Origin of the sequence: Fibrobacter sp. UBA2449 (genome assembly GCF_002342555.1) — a bacterium.
Classification (GTDB): Bacteria; Fibrobacterota; Fibrobacteria; order Fibrobacterales; family Fibrobacteraceae; genus Fibrobacter.
The window spans coordinates 219,767-236,192 of record NZ_DDQF01000005.1; the positions used below are offsets into that span (position 1 = coordinate 219,767).

General features: G+C 52.0%; 17 protein-coding genes. 8 read left to right on the plus strand and 9 right to left on the minus strand.

Going from position 1 to position 16,426, the window contains the following annotated elements; translation table 11 throughout:
• The 7 genes from B4B27_RS02510 to B4B27_RS02540 all read right to left on the minus strand — a co-directional run.
• Window positions 1-259 (minus strand): hypothetical protein (locus B4B27_RS02510; protein WP_290723343.1); only part of this gene is annotated, 259 nt, incomplete at its 3' end.
• 309 nt (window positions 260-568) lie between these two features.
• Complete coding sequence (locus B4B27_RS02515; RefSeq protein WP_290723345.1) at window positions 569-1,549, minus strand: fibrobacter succinogenes major paralogous domain-containing protein; 981 nt, start codon at window positions 1,547-1,549, stop codon at window positions 569-571.
• Window positions 1,550-1,805: 256 nt separating this feature from the next.
• A complete protein-coding gene (locus B4B27_RS02520; RefSeq protein WP_290723347.1) occupies window positions 1,806-2,006 on the minus strand; it encodes a DUF2442 domain-containing protein in 201 nt (66 codons plus the stop codon).
• Window positions 2,003-2,320, minus strand: a complete 318-nt coding sequence (locus B4B27_RS02525) for a type II toxin-antitoxin system RelB/DinJ family antitoxin (protein WP_290723348.1) — start codon at window positions 2,318-2,320, stop codon at window positions 2,003-2,005. The genes B4B27_RS02520 and B4B27_RS02525 overlap by 4 nt, the downstream gene beginning before the upstream one ends.
• Window positions 2,321-2,576: 256 nt before the next feature.
• Window positions 2,577-3,890 (minus strand): ATP-binding protein, encoded by a 1,314-nt coding sequence (locus tag B4B27_RS02530; protein ID WP_290723350.1) that lies wholly within the window; start codon window positions 3,888-3,890, stop codon window positions 2,577-2,579.
• A 207-nt stretch (window positions 3,891-4,097) separates the two neighbouring features.
• A complete protein-coding gene (locus B4B27_RS02535) occupies window positions 4,098-5,282 on the minus strand; it encodes a fibrobacter succinogenes major paralogous domain-containing protein (protein WP_290723352.1) in 1,185 nt (394 codons plus the stop codon).
• 442 nt (window positions 5,283-5,724) lie between these two features.
• On the minus strand, window positions 5,725-6,435 hold the full coding sequence (locus B4B27_RS02540; protein WP_290723354.1) for an SDR family NAD(P)-dependent oxidoreductase: 711 nt from the start codon (window positions 6,433-6,435) through the stop codon (window positions 5,725-5,727).
• 81 nt (window positions 6,436-6,516) lie between these two features.
• On the opposite strand from B4B27_RS02540, the gene B4B27_RS02545 reads away from it, so the two are divergent.
• Window positions 6,517-7,047 (plus strand): GNAT family N-acetyltransferase, encoded by a 531-nt coding sequence (locus B4B27_RS02545; protein ID WP_290723356.1) that lies wholly within the window; start codon window positions 6,517-6,519, stop codon window positions 7,045-7,047.
• A gap of 14 nt (window positions 7,048-7,061) precedes the next feature.
• A complete protein-coding gene (locus B4B27_RS02550; RefSeq protein WP_290723358.1) occupies window positions 7,062-7,757 on the plus strand; it encodes a hypothetical protein in 696 nt (231 codons plus the stop codon).
• Here the strand turns inward: B4B27_RS02550 and B4B27_RS02555 are convergent.
• Complete coding sequence (locus B4B27_RS02555; RefSeq protein ID WP_290723360.1) at window positions 7,754-8,743, minus strand: guanosine polyphosphate pyrophosphohydrolase; 990 nt, start codon at window positions 8,741-8,743, stop codon at window positions 7,754-7,756. The two genes, B4B27_RS02550 and B4B27_RS02555, sit on opposite strands and share 4 nt — an antisense overlap.
• A 215-nt stretch (window positions 8,744-8,958) precedes the next feature.
• Between B4B27_RS02555 and B4B27_RS02560 the strand changes: the two genes are divergently transcribed.
• From B4B27_RS02560 to fliB, 6 genes are all read left to right on the plus strand, one after another.
• Window positions 8,959-9,138, plus strand: a complete 180-nt coding sequence (locus tag B4B27_RS02560; protein WP_290723362.1) for a hypothetical protein — start codon at window positions 8,959-8,961, stop codon at window positions 9,136-9,138.
• 21 nt (window positions 9,139-9,159) lie between these two features.
• Window positions 9,160-10,266 (plus strand): iron-containing alcohol dehydrogenase family protein, encoded by a 1,107-nt coding sequence (locus tag B4B27_RS02565; RefSeq protein ID WP_290723363.1) that lies wholly within the window; start codon window positions 9,160-9,162, stop codon window positions 10,264-10,266.
• A 140-nt stretch (window positions 10,267-10,406) separates the two neighbouring features.
• Entirely contained in the window at window positions 10,407-12,314 is a 1,908-nt protein-coding gene (locus B4B27_RS02570) for a glycoside hydrolase family 44 protein (RefSeq protein WP_290723365.1), read from the plus strand.
• Window positions 12,315-12,352: 38 nt separating this feature from the next.
• On the plus strand, window positions 12,353-13,120 hold the full coding sequence (locus tag B4B27_RS02575; protein ID WP_173365326.1) for a prohibitin family protein: 768 nt from the start codon (window positions 12,353-12,355) through the stop codon (window positions 13,118-13,120).
• A gap of 44 nt (window positions 13,121-13,164) precedes the next feature.
• Window positions 13,165-13,920 (plus strand): fibrobacter succinogenes major paralogous domain-containing protein, encoded by a 756-nt coding sequence (locus B4B27_RS02580; RefSeq protein ID WP_290723368.1) that lies wholly within the window; start codon window positions 13,165-13,167, stop codon window positions 13,918-13,920.
• Between the two features lie 36 nt (window positions 13,921-13,956).
• The gene (fliB, locus tag B4B27_RS02585; protein WP_290723370.1) at window positions 13,957-14,949 is read left to right on the plus strand and encodes a flagellin lysine-N-methylase; all 993 of its coding nucleotides are present in this window, start codon (window positions 13,957-13,959) and stop codon (window positions 14,947-14,949) included.
• Between the two features lie 4 nt (window positions 14,950-14,953).
• Here the strand turns inward: fliB and B4B27_RS02590 are convergent, their stop codons facing one another.
• The gene (locus tag B4B27_RS02590) at window positions 14,954-16,381 is read right to left on the minus strand and encodes an MATE family efflux transporter (RefSeq protein ID WP_290723372.1); all 1,428 of its coding nucleotides are present in this window, start codon (window positions 16,379-16,381) and stop codon (window positions 14,954-14,956) included.
• Window positions 16,382-16,426: the final 45 nt, after the last annotated feature.

Consider the following 16,426-nt stretch of genomic DNA (forward strand, 5'->3'; position numbering starts at 1 on the left):
TCGCTGAACTGCTCGACTTCGGCTGGTCGTAGGACCGGAACCACTCATCTCCGTCACATTCATAGTTCTCCCCGAGGTCGACCACATAGACCTTCTCGCCGATGACGTCCATGCTGCACTCGTAGGTTTCCAGCTCTGCCTTGTCGGCCACCTCGGCAGGCAAGCCACCGGACGGGCGCTGGATAAAAGAGTCGTCGTCGCTGCAGGCCACGAGCAGGGCCCCGGAAAAAAGGAACGCCAAGGACAATCTGTTTCGCATACAGGTTTCCTCCTGTTTTTTTTACAAAATAGCAATTAAGTTGACATTTCTCGGCACGGGACGCACTAGTTTATCCCGCATCGTCATGCCAGTGGACACACTTGCCACTACGTGGCTGCGGTGTGACGAGGGTTCTCGACTGCGGGAAGTCGCCATGCGGGTGAATTGCCATGGACCCTATCGCCTTCGGCTCCAGGGTGACAGCGGGTGTGTGACGGTTGGCAACCTAGGGGACTCCTACGGAGTCCCTCGCTGCTCGGCTCACCTATACGGAAATGCCAGCATTTCCGTGCAGGATTCGCCTCACTGCTAGTCCTTGAGACAACGAACAGAATGCCCGTTGATCTTATTGTAGTCGTACAGGAGCGCGTAGTCGTAGTTGTAGTACAAGTACATGCGGTACGCGTAGTCGCTATTGTCCTCCGTAGAACTCCAGAAGTACGCGTTGCTGCCCTCGTAGTTGTAACCCCCACTGTCGTACCTGTTGCCGGCAGGCAACGCCGAGAACCCGAAAGCGTCCGTGCCGTTGCCGTCATTAAACCAGCCGCCGGTGGATTTCAGCTTTGTACCCGCTGTAGATTTGCCGCCCACCGACGTGAACAGCGTGTTCCATTCCGTGGTGTCCGGCAGGTGCCAGCCCTCGGGGCAAATGCCGCGTATAGTACCGGTTGGTGAGCATGTCGAATCATGGCCGCAACCCTTGCCATTTGTGGTCCATGTGCCGACGCTGTCCATGGCTGCCGCCCAGGTGTACAGGCGACCGTACTTGGCGCAGTTGTCGGGATCGTTGTTATAGCACCAGCTAGTGGAATCGGAGGTGTGACCGTTATAGTTATAGGGGACGCCGGTGTAGGCATAGTTCAGGTTCTCCGCCATCCAGGTCTGGGTGCCAATGGTCACAGTCTTGTAGGTTTTGTCGTCGCGCAAATCTTTCAGCGTTTTTGCGGTTGCATCGTAAATGCTACCTGCGCTTATGTTTTCAGAAGAACTGCTTATTGCTCTGACTTCACTACTACTAGATTGCAGGGCTTCGCTTGAAGAGGATTGCTTCGTTTCGTCCGCTGTGACGCTGGATGAAGATGTAGCATCGTCATTCAAGGTCCAGTCGCCGTCTACGCACATGTAGGCGTTCTTTTCGTCCTTTATGTAGGCTGTCGCACCCTCGCGCTTGCTGCTGCAAACCGGCAAATCGTCAAAAGATTCCGCAACGATGTCGGAATCGGACACCGTATTGTCGCGTGGGGCAAAACTGCTGTCGTCATCCCCGCAGGCGGCAAACAACATCGCCATAATAAGCATAAATCCTATCGCCGCCTTGCGGCTCCCACCTTGGTGGCCATGCGCACTAGGCAACAAGTTGCCTAGTGCTGTCCGCCAGGATGACAGATCAAGAAACCTCTTCATAAACGCCTCCAAACAATATTTATCTAAAGAAAATGTAATTTATTTTCACCCTCAAAAAGCGAAACAAGGCCAAAGCTTCAACACAATAGCCGCCCGCACATCACGGACGACTAAATTTTTCACCCGAAAAGAATCCCGAAAGTTAGAGACCCTCATCCAGATCATCAAACCACACGCCATCGCAATCAACGCGGCAATTCTCCAACTGCTTTCGCGTAGCCTTCCTCAGCGGTTCGTAATCGCGGATAAGTTCCCGCCCGATTCGTCCGTCTTTCAGTTCGACACAAACAGCGTCTTTTTCGACCCAAAGCCTTTTTACATCTTTTTCCGTATTTTCGTTCATCCGTTCGTTCCAAGCCGTTTCTTTCTCTCCGCACGGGCAGCCTTGATTTCGGCCTCGATTTCTTCTTCGCTCAAGTTGTCAACGCCATGTTCATGGGCCTGGCGCTGTGCCTCATTGAGGTAGTAAAGCAAATCATGCCCCTTATACGTCGGAGGTGTTCCCTTCACCTCAAACGGAATTCCATTTTCGACAAGAGCACGTTTGAAAAAGATGCGCACAGCCGTGGGTATATCCATCCCAAGGCTTTCAAACAGGTCGGAAACCTGCTTTTTCAAATCTTCTTCAATCCTTATTTGCAAAACCGACATCGGCATACAGACCTCCTGCATTATTATATCAAAATATAGTCAAAATAACTGCAAAAAGCAATACTTCTGCATAGAATCACTATTTTTCGTTCTCCCCCCCCTCACCAAAAAAATTATACCATTTGGTATAATACCAAATAGTATAATTTATAAATCTAGGCTGCCCTATTTTATGAAAAAATGATTATTCCCTAATCCACCTATCCAAAAATGCCATCTGCTCGGCGGTGTGAAACCAGCGTTCGCCGCCCGCACATCACAGTCAACGGAACATCTTTCCGCACAGGTAAAGCGGTAAATGCAATGTTTCCGTTTGTCCGTCATTCGTCACAGCGATATTCTTTTGCGAAAGTACGAATCCTTTCTTAGGCGAAAATCTCTTGCAAAAGACGCCATAGCTTTTCGCTTTCGTGCGTTCTTCCGCCTTGACTTCGATCGGCATCAACTCGTTTTTTATCTCAATCAGAAAATCGAGTTCAGCCCTGTTCTCTGACCGCCAGAAATACGGGTGCAGCCCCAGCTTCACAAGTTCATTCATTACATAGTTTTCCGTAAACGCACCCTTGAACGTTGCGTACAGCGGTGTTTCTTCAAGAATCGTGCTGGCGTCAATTCCAGACTTCACACGCAACAACCCGACATCGCTCATATAGACCTTGAAAACCGTGCCGTTAGCATTGTTCGATAGCGGCAGTTCCGCATTCGTCACACATTCCAGCTTGTGCAAAAGTCCCGCATTAAAGAGCCATTGCAGCGCATCTTCCAAATCAGCAGCACGCTTGCCCGCCTTCACATGCGAGAACATGAACTTGTTGTTGTCCTTTGCCAGTTGCTTGGGAACGGAATCCCAGATAAGCCCTAGTTTCGGAATATCCGATGGAGGAGCATGCTTTGAAAAATCGTCCCCATAATCCAAGAGAATATTTTTCAGGATTCGGTCCACTTTTTCAAAATCATTTTCCTGTACAAACGACGCTACCGCAGCGGGCATACCGCCGACAACATAATAAAGTTTCAGATAATTCTGTAGCGGAATCGTGTACATTTCCGGCAGCGCATGTCGCAGGTCATAGTTCGAAAGACCTTCGAGCAGGGACCGGCCGTCATCAATCGCCATCAAGAATTCCTCAAAACTCATGGGAAACATCTGCAGGCGTTCCACCTTCCCCACGGGGAAAGAAATTTCCGACTTGCGGATAACCACTCCCAGGAGAGATCCTGCAGCAATCACATGAAGCCCGGACCTGTCTTCGCAGAAATACTTCAGGCTCGTTATGGCCTTGGGGCACGCCTGGATTTCGTCGAAAAAGACAAGCGTCTTCCCATCCGTAATTTTCTGCTTAGAATAGCGCTCCAGTTCCATCACAATGCGAGTGACATCGAAATCGTACTCGAAGATGGACTGCAGGGCAGTATTTCCCTCGAAATTGAAATACGCCAGGTTTTCAAAAAAACGGTTCCCAAAATCCTTGATTGCGTAGGTTTTTCCGCACTGACGCACCCCGGTCACCACCAGCGGCTTACGCCCAGGCTCAGACATCCATTCTATGAAATTTTTCAGTATTTCGCGTTCCATGCTCCAAAATCTACATTATTCATATCAATTTTGCAACAGCTTCTGCATTTTTCATACGAATAACGCGACAAAACTCACAATTTTTGCACCAATAAGGCAAAAATCGTGTTTTTTTTAGCAATTTAGCATCCACTTGATCGGATTTTCACGCACGTAGTCAGCGTTCCCGCCCTTCCCGTGCACGTAAATGACAAGGGGTTTCATTCGCTAATTGTTCTTTACGCAACGAACGGAGTAGTCTTTATTCTTGGGGTTGTGGGTCAGGATCACCTCGTCGTCACCACAATACAAGGAGATGTAGTACGCACGGTCGCTATTGTTCTCAGTAGAACTCCAGAAGACCGCGCTGATGCCCGTTTGACGGTACCCCCCATTAACGGCTGGGAGCGCAGTGAACCCAACCGCATCCTCGTTGATGACGCCGCTATAGGCTATCCAGCCAGTCTGGGCCTTGAGAACCTTACCCGCATTGCTTTTACCGCCCACCTTCGTGAACAGGATGTTCCATTCGGTGTTAGACGGCAGGTGCCATCCCGTGGGACAAACGCCTTGAACCAAGGTCGCTGAGCTTGCCGAAGCGAGACCACAAATCTTGCCGAAACCACATTCCTGCGGATCATCCGCATCTGTTGCAAGTTTTACAGAATCTATTGCCGCCGCCCATGTGTATATCCTGCCTGCCACTTCGCAGTTTTTAGGTTCATTATTGTAGCACCAGGACCATTCATAGACGTTCTCGCCCGAACCTCCTTGACCAACGTCAAAGTTCAAGTTTTCGGCCATCCACACTTGGTCGCCAATCTTCACCGTCCTGTAAACCTTGCCATCACGGCTATCGGTCATGGTGCCATAGTCAATATCAGGGTTAAAGCGGCATTCCTTCGGCACATCCCAGCTCCAGCCCGTTTCGCCTTCCAGAAGCGCCGAACAATTTACCTTGTCCACGCTACTACTGGAACTTGACTCCGCTTCGCTAGAGCTAGACTGCACATCAGCAGAACTGCTGGACACGCTTGTCGAGCTGGAGCTCGACTGCGGTGTGACGACTGAAGAAGACGACTCCGCGACGCTAGACGAGGACTCTGCCAAGCTACTACTGGATTCTTCGCTTGCGCTCAGAATGACGGATGATGAGCTACTCGACTTCACCGAACTCGACGAAGCATTGTCCATACTGCTGCTTGACGAACTTTCCGGTTCGCATAAAACCCAGTCACCTTGCTCACACCGTGCATAATAAGTAGGCGTGTAACCCATCGGCGAATGGGGAACCGAAAACACCATAAACCTCCACGATTGCACCTGACCTTCGTTTTCCGCATCGCATTCCCAATCGTCAGGAGCAACATGAAACTCATCACCTTCCCAACCGTCAGGAGCAGCACGAATCACATCACCTTCCGTTAGATTTTCCGGAGAAGTTGCAGAAGGTCCAGACCACTTACCATTTTTACATTTGTAAAAAACGGTATTGACTCTATACGTTCCATACAAAGCATCTAACGTTTCTCGGTACTGATACAATAAAAATTTGCCCTCGTACTTTTTATCACAAGTACGATATTCACTTGGAACAAAGAATTGTTCCGAAGAAGAACTTGAAAAGACCGCCTCAGAAGAAGACGATTCAACTCCCGGATCATCATTCGGCCCTGCCGATGCAGACGAGCTATCGTCGTCGCCACACGCCGCCAAGAACGCACCCAACATTAAAGAGATTGCCACGCACCTTGTGCTCGCAATGACGTTTCGCATAAGAACTCCTTCGCCTCAACGGCCTGTTATTCAACTGAAATATAACCTTTCCTACCCCACTTGTCCAGAAAGTGCGGTTTTACCCTTCGAATTTCCAGCCGCAGTCGTTGTGGTAAATCATCTGGCGGGTCATGCCGCCATCGATGCAAATGTTTTCGCCGGTGATGAAGCCGGCCTTGTCACTAGCGAGGTAAAGTACCATGTTCGCGATGTCGAGCGGGTTGCCGACGCGGCCCGCAGGCTGCTGGGTGGCATCAGGGCCTTCGTAGACCTTGAAATCCGTATCGATCCAGCCCGGCGAAATGGAATTCACGCGAATGCGGCCCGCAAAACTTACGGCAAGCGCATGGGTGAGGGCTGCAATCCCGCCCTTCGCTGCCGTATAGCTTTCTGTTTGCGGTTGGCTCATGCGGTCGCGACTCGAGGAAATGTTTATAATACTTGCACCCGACCCAAAATGCGGCGCGAAAAGTTTCGCGAGGTAAAACGGGGCAGTCACGCCCACGGCCAGCGCGTAGCTGAATTCCTCGTAGCTGCACTCGTCTATGCCCTTCATCAGCGGGAGCGCATTGTTCACCAGCACATCCACATGGCCATATTTTTCAATCACGAACTGCGCAAATTTTTCAAGGACATCCTTCTTCGAAAGGTCCCCAACAAAACAGGTATTCTCGCGGATGTCGATGGACGCGACCTTCGCCCCCTCTTTCTCGAATTCACTCACGACAGTTGCACCAATCCCATGCGCCCCGCCCGTTACTACAACCACTTTGTTTTCAAATGACTTCATGTAGATAAATATACACTAAAACGCTCCGAAGCGCACTCCCCTACTTGACGAGCGAACTACATTATCCTATTCTTTCCGCAAATGCTCCAGTATTTCGATGTCACAAGAAATGCCCCCTGGTTTCCGCAGGTCAAGGCGCTGTACGAATCGGCGTTCCCGGCGAACGAGCGGATCCCCATAAAGCATTTGCTCGACGACAAAATCAAGCGCGAATTTTGGGCGTTTTTTGATGGAGATACTTTCTGCGGGTTCTCGAACTCCATCACGCACGGGAGCATCACGAACATCGTCTATTTCGCGGTCGTTCCAGAACTGCGCAGCCGCGGGTACGGCTCGCAAATTTTGCAGGCCATCCGCAAGCAACACCCCGACACGCGCATCGTCGTCGATATTGAAGTCGAAGAAGATTCCAAGGACGCCGAAGAACTCGAACGCAGGAACCGCCGCCGCGAATTTTACCAGCGCAACGGCTTTGACGCCTCCCCCGTCGATTACGTCTGGCAAGGCGAACACTACCGCCTACTCAGCGCAGGCGGTACCGTCACCGAAAAGGAATTCCGCGATTTCTGGAAAGAAATCCTGAAGGATATTCCCGGAGCGAAGTACCCGTAATTATATTATTTTCAATGCCGTTATTGCAACCAAAACATAAAAGTTCAGATAGCAGGCGCCTGGAAGACAATTCCCGGCGAGGCGCCCGCACCATGTTCTTCTTGAAACTTTGGCTTATCCTTATTGTTGTATGCATGGTGCTATGCATTATCGCCATGGAGATTGCTGGCTATATGGCGAACGCAGACGGGAATGATGCGGATACCGCTCGGCTTCTCTACTATCTCTACTATTTGTTAATAGCGAATATTGTTCTAACAATCGCTTCTTTGGTCGTAAGCGCACTTATGGGGGTGCTGTTTTCCATTTACTGGCCATCGTGGCTCGACCATGCCTTGACGAACCTGCGTTGCCTCACCAAGACAACTTTTTCCCCGGGCGTTGCAACCGTATGCGCGGCTATACCTGATATCGGGTATCTTATTGGCATCTTTATTTTGTGGGATATCGCGCGGCGGCAGCAGAAGCTGCTAGACGTGCTCGGCATTCAATACACTCCCGTGGCCAGGCGCGACTTGGTTCTTTTCGTCATCTTCCTTCTCCTCGCCAACATTGTGGCGTATGAAGGGATTGTAGCCACCAGGCCCGGCTGTTTTGCAGCATGTGCCTCGATTATCGGGATCATGGTAACCTGGTTGCGCGTATTACGCCCCTGCGTGGAGCAGGGGAATATGCTCTACCAGCTACAGCAAGAAATAATTAAACACTAATCAATCAAGTCGTTCTGGAATCGTGACAGGTGTTCGAACGGTAAGATTTGCCGGCCTCTGAACAGCCCGCAGCCATCGTTGATCAGCTGATTGTTGATGGCCTTGAACATGTTCACGTCAATCTTCGCAAGGTCAATCCCCTGCAATTTCACCAAGCGTTCATACGCCTCGTCAAAGTAGACGCACTCGCCGCTCGGAATCTGGTCGTGTTTGGAGCGCCGTTCCTCTTGCGACTTTTCGTAGCCAAAGTGGTTCGCCTCGCCTATCTCGGCATAGTCGTCCATATCCTTCGTTCGCAATTGCACTTCCGTATAGCAGCGCGCAAGGTTGTCGTAGAACGTGATATGCAACGACTGATAGCCAGAACTCCTGGGAGTCGCCACCGAATCATGGTAATACGGCCTCACGAAATCCTTTAGCAAGTCGGAATGTCCGCTGTCATCCAGGTGCTTGAAAATCTCTGCAGAAAAGCCACGCTCCTCGAGGAACTCGGGCAACGCATTCGCAATTTCGTACAGGTATTTCTTTTCCACCTCGCTCCGGTCATCACCCTTCTTGATATGGCAAACCGGCATCGAGATGACGATGCGGTAGGCAATCAGGTCGCGAAAGTTCAACTTGCTCTTGATTTCGGCTTCGGACGGGAACGCGCCATTCTTCTTGTAATAGTTGTAGATAAATTCAAGGATATAGCCGTTGAACTTTTCTTCGGCACGGATTAACGACTTGATGCGGCCCTTGAACGTGAACGCAAGGAAGGGATACTCCCTTGTCATGAACTTGTAGAACTCTTTAATCCTTTGAGACTGCGAGGTCAAGAAGTCATTGTGTTCGAGCAATTCGATAATCTGTATCAAAAAGTTCGAGTGAGCAAGGTCGATGTTATTGCGCGTTTCTTTCGCGCTGTTCCTGAGGTCGTTCGAATACTGGTGCAAAATCTTCAGCACCGTGTTTCCAGAGAACAAGTAGTCGTTCAAACAAATCATCTTAAGCCTCCGTATCGGGGTTCACAAGGCGAAATATAAAAACGTTTTTCACCCGTCACAGCGGATAAAACGTCTTCAAAAAATTTATTACAAAACGCTTTACACGGGGTGAAAAGCACAACAAACGCTTTTACATTTTATTCATAAAAATGCATACGCTCCGCGAAATAATGTATATTCAAGACAAGACTTATAGTTTTAAAGCGGATGATTGCATGACTGAAAAATACAAAGGCATGACGGTAAACGAACGGCTGTATCTCGGCGGTTTTATGGATCAATTTGATGGGTTCGTCCGAACAAAAAACATTGATGGAATAAAAAACATTCTTGCCAAAGTGGAAATCACGGACGAGTCGTCTGTTCGCTCAATAATCGAAGGACTCGGTTTATAATAACCAGGAAAGGAATTTTATATGCGTTTCTACGTACCTACGGATATCTATGTTGAAAAGGACTGCGTGAAGAACCACGCGCAAAATCTGCTTGCGATTGGAAAGCGTGCGTTCATTATGACGGGCAAAACGTCTGCCAAGAAGAACGGTTCGTTGAACGATGTCATTGCCGTTCTGGACGCAGGGCACGTGCCGTACCAAGTTTTTGACCAGGTCGAAGAAAATCCGTCAACCGATACCGTCGGGAACGCAGCACAGCAGGCACGCGAATTCGGGGCCGATTACATCATCGGCATCGGGGGTGGTTCCGCCATCGACGCGGCAAAAGCAGTTGCATTGCTCCTTGCAAACCCGAACGTCGACGCGGACAACTTGCACAAGGCTCCTGAAAAGCCGCTCGGCCACGTACCTGTCGTTGCTGTACCGACTACCTGCGGAACAGGTTCCGAAGCAACACCGGTCGCCATCATCACGAACCACAAGATTCACCTGAAAAAGAGCATCCCGCACAAGATTTTCCCGGCGCTCGCGCTTGTCGACGGGAAGTACCTCGCCTCGGCCAAGAAGACGCTAATCGTGAACACCGCGGTCGACGCGCTCGCCCACATGGTCGAAAGCATCCTGAACGTCTATTCCAACGCGTTCAACCGCATGTGCCCAGAATACGGCCTCAAGCTCTGGGGCGAATTCAAGGACGCGCTCCTTTCTGACGCCCCCGTTGACGAAAGCCTTTACGAAAAACTCATGCTCACCTCGACTATCGCGGGCATGTCCATCGCGCACACGAGCACCGCTGTACCGCACGGCATGAGCTACGACCTCACGCTGCATCAGGGCGTGCCCCACGGCCCAGCCGTCGGTTACTTCCTCGCAGCCTACGTAGAAGTTTCGCAAAAGAAGGTCCCCGAAGATGTCAAGCGCATTCTGGAACTTTTGGGCCTCAAAAGCACCGCCGATTTCTCCGAAATGCTCAGCAAGCTCATCGGCAAATGCAAGGTTTCCTGCGAAATGCGCGACCAGTTCACCGCCGCCATGAAGGTAAACCGTTCCAAGCTGGACCTCGTTCCCGGCGGAATCACGCCCGAAGAAGTCGACTTTATTTACGACAAGTCGCTGGTTATAGACTAAATCAAATTTGGTCTTCAATCGACAAATGTAGTGACTGTTGTCATGTTTGTCCACAAACGAGTATTTTTCTTGAACTTTCCCGTTTTTTGAGTATATATTTATCAAAAGCCGCGGTCAAAACGCGGCTAGAGGTGTTGTATATGGGTAATTCAAGGTTTTTCGCGGGTGCGGTACTCGGTTCGTTACTCGCAGTCTCTCCCGCACTCGCCATCGATGTAACCGTCGATGCAGATGCGGGCATCAAGAAAATTTCGCCATACATTTACGGGCGAAACATAGACAAAATCAGCGATACGGACGCCGCAAGCGACGCGGACGAAGAAGCGTTTATCGCCCAGATGCTCGACGCGGGCATCCACATGATGCGCGCGAACAACGGCAACAACTCCACGCGCTACAACTGGAGCCACAAAATGACGGTTCATCCGGACTGGTTCAACAACGTTTATGCGCACGACTGGGATATCACCGCGAAAAAGGTGCTCGATAAGATGCCGGGAGTCGACGCAATGTACGGCTTCCAGCTCACGGGCTACGCGGCAAGCAGCACCGAATACAATTTCCCCGACTGGAACTGGAAACAAGAACACGGCTCGTATCCGTCACAGACATTCGACCTTGCGGGTGGCGGCGAAGTATCGGAAGACGGCCAGACGCTCATCAAGGCGGGCGACGCCTCGCTCTACAACATGGAATGGCCCGCCGATTCCACCGTGGGAATCATCCCGCACTGGAAGGATGAACTCAAGTACGACATGAGCCGTTTTAAATACTGGAGCATGGACAACGAAATAGAAATCTGGCGCGGAACCCACAACGATTTGGACTTGCCCGTAACCGGAGATTTCCTCGTTGAACGCTATATCGACGTGGCCAAGAAGGCGCGCGCCGCCTGGGGCGATATCAAGCTCACCGGCCCCGTAGTCGCCAACGAATGGCAATGGTGTCACATCAATGCCTACAACGACGAAAGCAGGCCCAAGATCGACGGCCAGGAATACTGTTGGCTCGAATTTTTCACCAAGAAAATCGCCGAAGCGCAAAAAGCGAGCGGCACACGACTTCTCGACGTGTTTGACATTCACTGGTACCCCACCGAAAAGGACTACGAAAGCCGCGTCAACTGGCATCGCGTTCTGTTCGATACCACCTACTACTACAAGGGCGGCAACGGGGTGCGTTGCGCTACTGGCAAATGCGACTGGAGCGACAAGGAGAAGGGCTACAGGTCCTACATCTTCGTGCGCATCAACAATTGGCTCGAAAAGTACTTCGGCAAGGATCACGGCATTACGCTCGGCATTACCGAAACAAGCATCATTGACAACGACCCCATGGTAACGGCCCTCACTTACGCGTCGTTCCTCGGAACCATGCAGGATAACGGCGTCGAAATTTTCACCCCGTGGACATGGGGCGACGGCATGTACGAAACGGTGCACTTGTTCAGTCGCTACGGCCACCCGAATCGCGTACAGTCCACCTCCAGCAACGACTCGCTGGTATCCGCCTACAGTTCCATCAGTAACATGGGCGATTCGCTCACGGTCATCTTCGTGAACCGCGCCGAAAAGGACGCCCAAGACGTGAATCTCAATTTAGCGAACTTCGCCGCCACCGATGGGGCGGTCAAGACACTCACTTTGCAGAATCTCAAGGGCGAAACATTCGTTTCTCATACAGAAAATGCGCTACAGGCAGGAACCGCCAGCGCAACTGGCAACAAGGTTTCGCTCAAGCTCCCGGCAAAGTCCATCTCCGCGGTTCTACTCACTACAGCAAATCCGAAGCAGGGCGTGGTTTCTGTGGACAAGAGGTCCACCGGCAACCTGCTGCACCGCAGAAACGGGAGCTGGTTCATCGACAACGGCGCAGACCACGTGCACAGCATAAGCGTATTCAACAGCCGCGGCCAAAACGTATTGCAAGTGGAGCACCCCGCCCGCGGCAGCATACGACTCGCCGGCGAAACTCTCGGCAAGGGCGTTTTCGTCGTGCGTGTCAAGAGCGCAGGCGGCATGCAAATTCAGAAAATCGATGTGAAATAAATTATATTTCTGTCAGGATTACAGCAAAGGATTCTGACATGAAAAAACTCATACTCACCATGGCCGCCACCCTCGCGCTTCTCGGCTGTGCACAGATTGACGAAACGGAACGCGGCGTTGTTCTCCAGTTCGGCAAGTACAGCGAGACGTTCGAACCCGGCCTCAACTTCTACAACATTCTCACCAAAGAAATTGTCCGCATCCCCGTCAGCACGCAACTCGAAGCCGTCAAGATTGAATCCGGTTCGAAGGACCTGCAGACCGTCTACGTGGGCACGAACGTAAACTACCACGTTGACCCGCTGAACGTCGACAAGATTTACTCCAAGTACGGCACCCGCTACGTTTCCACGGTTCTACAGCCCAAGATCAAGGAAACCATCACGGGCATCACCCCGCAGTACGTTCCCGAAGAGATGCTCCAGAAGCGCGAAGAAATTCGCAGCCGCATGGAATCGGCACTCAAGGCCAAGCTCGATTCCGCGGGCGCACATATCGTTATCGACGGCTTCACCATCACTGAATTCCAGTTCAGCCGCGCCTTCAACGAGGCCATCGAGGCCAAGCAGGTGCAGGAGCAGGAAGCGCTCAAGGAAAAGAACATCAAGATCAAGATGGACTACCAGAACGAGCAGCGCGTCGCGAAAGCAAAAGCAGATTCAGCGGTCATCGCGCTCCAGATGGAAGCCCTCAAGAAGCAAAATGGCAAGGAATACCTGATGCTCAAGTGGATCGAGAAGTGGGATGGCAAGCTTCCGCAGGTAAATGGGAACGATAAAGTCATTCCGATGATTAATATGCAGTAAAAAATATGTTATATTAAAAAAAACATCCAAACAAAGGATTCCATATGCACGCATCTTTCATCGCATTCGTCGTCCTCGGCATCATCATCGTGGCAATCGCCGCATACCGTATCGGCGTCCACGTATCCAAGGCGGCCAAACAAGAATCCCCCGAAGCGAAAAACAAGATTTCCTTCGAAGACTGCCTGGCCAAGAACGCCAAGGCATTCAAGTACGGCTCCTTTACCGACGCCCGCGACGGCGAGACCTACCGCACCGTGAAAATCGGCAACCAGGTCTGGATGGCCGAGAACCTGCGTTTCAAGACGAACGCAAGCTTCGCTCCCGGCAACGAGGAATCCAACATCAAAAAATTCGGAAGGCTCTACACCTGGACATCCGCCCTGGACATCCCGGCGGAATTTGCAGACCAGTCTCCCGCAAAGGACCTAGCCATGTACGAGAAGATGAAAGACGCGAACTTCCAGGGCATCGCCCCAGAAGGCTGGCACATTCCGAGCAACAAGGAATGGGAAGAGCTCATGGCCAATATAGACCCCAAGTCGACCGGCTCCGAGCTCCGCAGCGCATGCGTATGGCAGAAACCCGGCAAGGATTCTTTCGGGTTCTTCGCGCTGCCCGCCGGTTACCGTTTCAACGACGGAAGCTTCCGCCATTTCGGCAGGCGCGCCCGCTTCTGGAGCAAGGACGAATACGGCACGGCCAACGCCTACCGCATGAGCATCACCGAAAACTCCATCGACATCGAAGGGGTTTACAGATCCGACGCCCTTTCCGTACGCTGCGTGAAGAACGCCTAACGAGACAAGCATCTGGCGCACTCTGGACGCAGGGATTTGTCGCTGATTTTAAGAAAGCCCGACTTTTACGACAGCTTCAGGTGCATCGCCTCGCGGTGCACCGACACATGTTGCGTGGGCTGGGAAATCGACATCGACGATGCATCGCAGAAGGCATACCGCAAGGTGGCAGGGGCTTTTGGCGACAAGCTGCGCCAAAACATCGAAGACGGGCATTTCAAGCTTTTACCCCACGACCGCTGCCCGTTCTTGGACAAGCAAAACCTCTGCGAGATCTACACGCACCTGGGCGCAGGCGCCCTCTGCGAAATCTGCCGCGAGCATCCGAGGTTCGTGGAAGTCTACGGCGACATCATGGAGCGTGGACTGGGTTTATGCTGCGAAGAAGCGTCACGGCTGTTGCTCGAAGGCAAAGGCCCGCTCGCCTTCACAAGCGAGGAATGCGATGAACCCGAAGACGAGATGGACGAAGATGACAGAGAAGTCCGCGACGAGGTGATGTTCGCCCGCGAACAGATTTTCAAGGCGCTCGCCGACACATCCATCCCTTTCAAGGAAAGGCTCCACCAAGCATTCGGCTACACAGGCGACAAACCGCTCGCACCTTTCGAAAGCGCAAGCGCCATGGTAGAATTCCTAGCGCAACTGGAAAGCTACGGCGCCGACTGGGACGCGGCTCTTGCACGCATCAAGGCGAAGGTCTACGCCGCACAAGAAGCAGGACGCCTGGATAAGGATTCCACGATTCTCGAAGACCAGGGATTCTTCTCGGAAACAGAAAGCGCGAGACTACTCGCCTACCTCGTCTACCGCCATTACTCCAAGTGTCTCTTCGAAGGACGCGAGCAGGGCAAGCTCATGTTCGCCCTATTCTTCTGGAACCTAGCACGGTTCTTTACGCGCGAACTCGCGGGCAATGCGGCAGCCGACGCGCAGTCCATCAAGATTGGCGCAATCAAGATTCTTTCCAAGCAGCTGGAATACGCCGAAGAAATCATGGAGATCGTCGAGATTTCGCTTGACGGATAAAGGATTAAGAAGCAGGGCGGTCTTTTTCCATCACGCACTTGCGCCACTTGCCGCTCTTCCAACGACGCCAGAAAATAATCGGCGCCGTACTGTAGACTGCAACAACAGCAATCCAGGCGTAATGGGCCGGCAGGTGATAGACGTAGGCGGCAACATACAGCGCCCCCGCCACGCACCAGTTCATGATGGCGCTAGCAAACATCACCCACAGCGTATCGCCTGCACCGCGAAGCGCTCCCGCATAGATAACAAGCAGCACCTCCACGAAGATATAGAAGGTCGCTATGCGCAGCATGAAGATGCTCATGGGGCGAGCGGCATCGAAAATCGCAATCGCCCCGGACGATGCCTCCGCCATGTCGGGCCTGAATATATCGGTCAGCACTCCCGGCAAGAATACGAAGAAAATTCCCATGACGAGGGAATACCCCCAGCCGAGTTTCAACCCGGAATAAGTTGAACGCGATGCTGCGGCGCCGTCCCTCGCTCCCACGTAGCGCCCCACAAGGCTTGTCGATGCGACTTCGAGCCCCATCAGCGGAACGTAAGCCACCATGTCCCAGTTGAACATGACCGAGGATGCCGTCGCCGATTCCGATCCGAGAGCATGGAACATGAGAATAAGCATCTGGAACGCCGACATGTTCAGGAACATCTCGACACCCGAGGGAATCCCCTTCTGCAGAAGTTCGCGGGTAAGCGCCCCGCTAAACGCAAACGAGCGGCGCGTGCTAAAGCGGGCATTGCACGACCTGCCCCAGAATTTTGCAAACAAAATAACAGTCGATACCAGATTGCCAATCAGCGTTCCGTAAGCGGCCCCTGCAACGCCCAGTGCCGGAATAGGCCCGCAACCGAATATCAGCAAAAAATTGCAGGCCACATTCACGATCATCCCGACAAAGGCTGCCTGCATTACAATCTTGGTTTCGCCAATGCCACTAAAAAAGCAAGGGGCCACATTTCGCACAAGCGTTATGGCGCCGCCAAACATCAAGATGTTGAAGTAAGTTTTCTGATATTCCAGCTGGTCGGCCGACAGGTGTTCGAGTCCAAACACCCAGTGCCCAATGGGGATGGTCAAATACAAAAGCGGCACCGCGACTATCGAAACATAGAGCGCCTGCATAAAGACCTTCGCACAGTCCCCCTGACGTTTTGCGCCCAGGCGTTGCGCCACCATCGCAGTCGTGTAACTAATGGCTCCGGTAAAAAAGGTCGTAAGCGCAAGCTGCACCGCGCCCGCACCAAGCGCTGCGTTCATTTCGGCAGGTCCGAGCTTTGAGAGAAACAACCTGTCGATAAACGTCATGAAGGTATCGAACGACATCGACAGGAGCATCGGAAGCGCCACAACAAGCACATCCTTCACATCACCGTTTTTCTTGAACTTCGGCGGCCTATAGAACTTGTTCAGTATCGCATCGACCATAAACGCGCGTAAATATAAAAAAAGACAGGGCCTTGCAGCCCTGCC

Excerpts from the sequence above, each read along its gene's own strand:
- B4B27_RS02515 (WP_290723345.1), bottom strand. The coding sequence starts at position 1,549 with ATGGCGATGTTGTTTGCCGCCTGCGGGGATGACGACAGCAGTTTTGCC.
- B4B27_RS02520 (WP_290723347.1), bottom strand. The coding sequence starts at position 2,006 with ATGAACGAAAATACGGAAAAAGATGTAAAAAGGCTTTGGGTCGAAAAA.
- B4B27_RS02525 (WP_290723348.1), bottom strand. The coding sequence starts at position 2,320 with ATGCCGATGTCGGTTTTGCAAATAAGGATTGAAGAAGATTTGAAAAAG.
- B4B27_RS02530 (WP_290723350.1), bottom strand. The coding sequence starts at position 3,890 with ATGGAACGCGAAATACTGAAAAATTTCATAGAATGGATGTCTGAGCCT.
- B4B27_RS02540 (WP_290723354.1), bottom strand. The coding sequence starts at position 6,435 with ATGAAGTCATTTGAAAACAAAGTGGTTGTAGTAACGGGCGGGGCGCAT.
- B4B27_RS02545 (WP_290723356.1), top strand. The coding sequence starts at position 6,517 with ATGCTCCAGTATTTCGATGTCACAAGAAATGCCCCCTGGTTTCCGCAG.
- B4B27_RS02550 (WP_290723358.1), top strand. The coding sequence starts at position 7,062 with ATGCCGTTATTGCAACCAAAACATAAAAGTTCAGATAGCAGGCGCCTG.
- B4B27_RS02555 (WP_290723360.1), bottom strand. The coding sequence starts at position 8,743 with ATGATTTGTTTGAACGACTACTTGTTCTCTGGAAACACGGTGCTGAAG.
- B4B27_RS02560 (WP_290723362.1), top strand. The coding sequence starts at position 8,959 with ATGACTGAAAAATACAAAGGCATGACGGTAAACGAACGGCTGTATCTC.
- B4B27_RS02565 (WP_290723363.1), top strand. The coding sequence starts at position 9,160 with ATGCGTTTCTACGTACCTACGGATATCTATGTTGAAAAGGACTGCGTG.
- B4B27_RS02570 (WP_290723365.1), top strand. The coding sequence starts at position 10,407 with ATGGGTAATTCAAGGTTTTTCGCGGGTGCGGTACTCGGTTCGTTACTC.
- B4B27_RS02575 (WP_173365326.1), top strand. The coding sequence starts at position 12,353 with ATGAAAAAACTCATACTCACCATGGCCGCCACCCTCGCGCTTCTCGGC.
- B4B27_RS02580 (WP_290723368.1), top strand. The coding sequence starts at position 13,165 with ATGCACGCATCTTTCATCGCATTCGTCGTCCTCGGCATCATCATCGTG.
- B4B27_RS02590 (WP_290723372.1), bottom strand. The coding sequence starts at position 16,381 with ATGGTCGATGCGATACTGAACAAGTTCTATAGGCCGCCGAAGTTCAAG.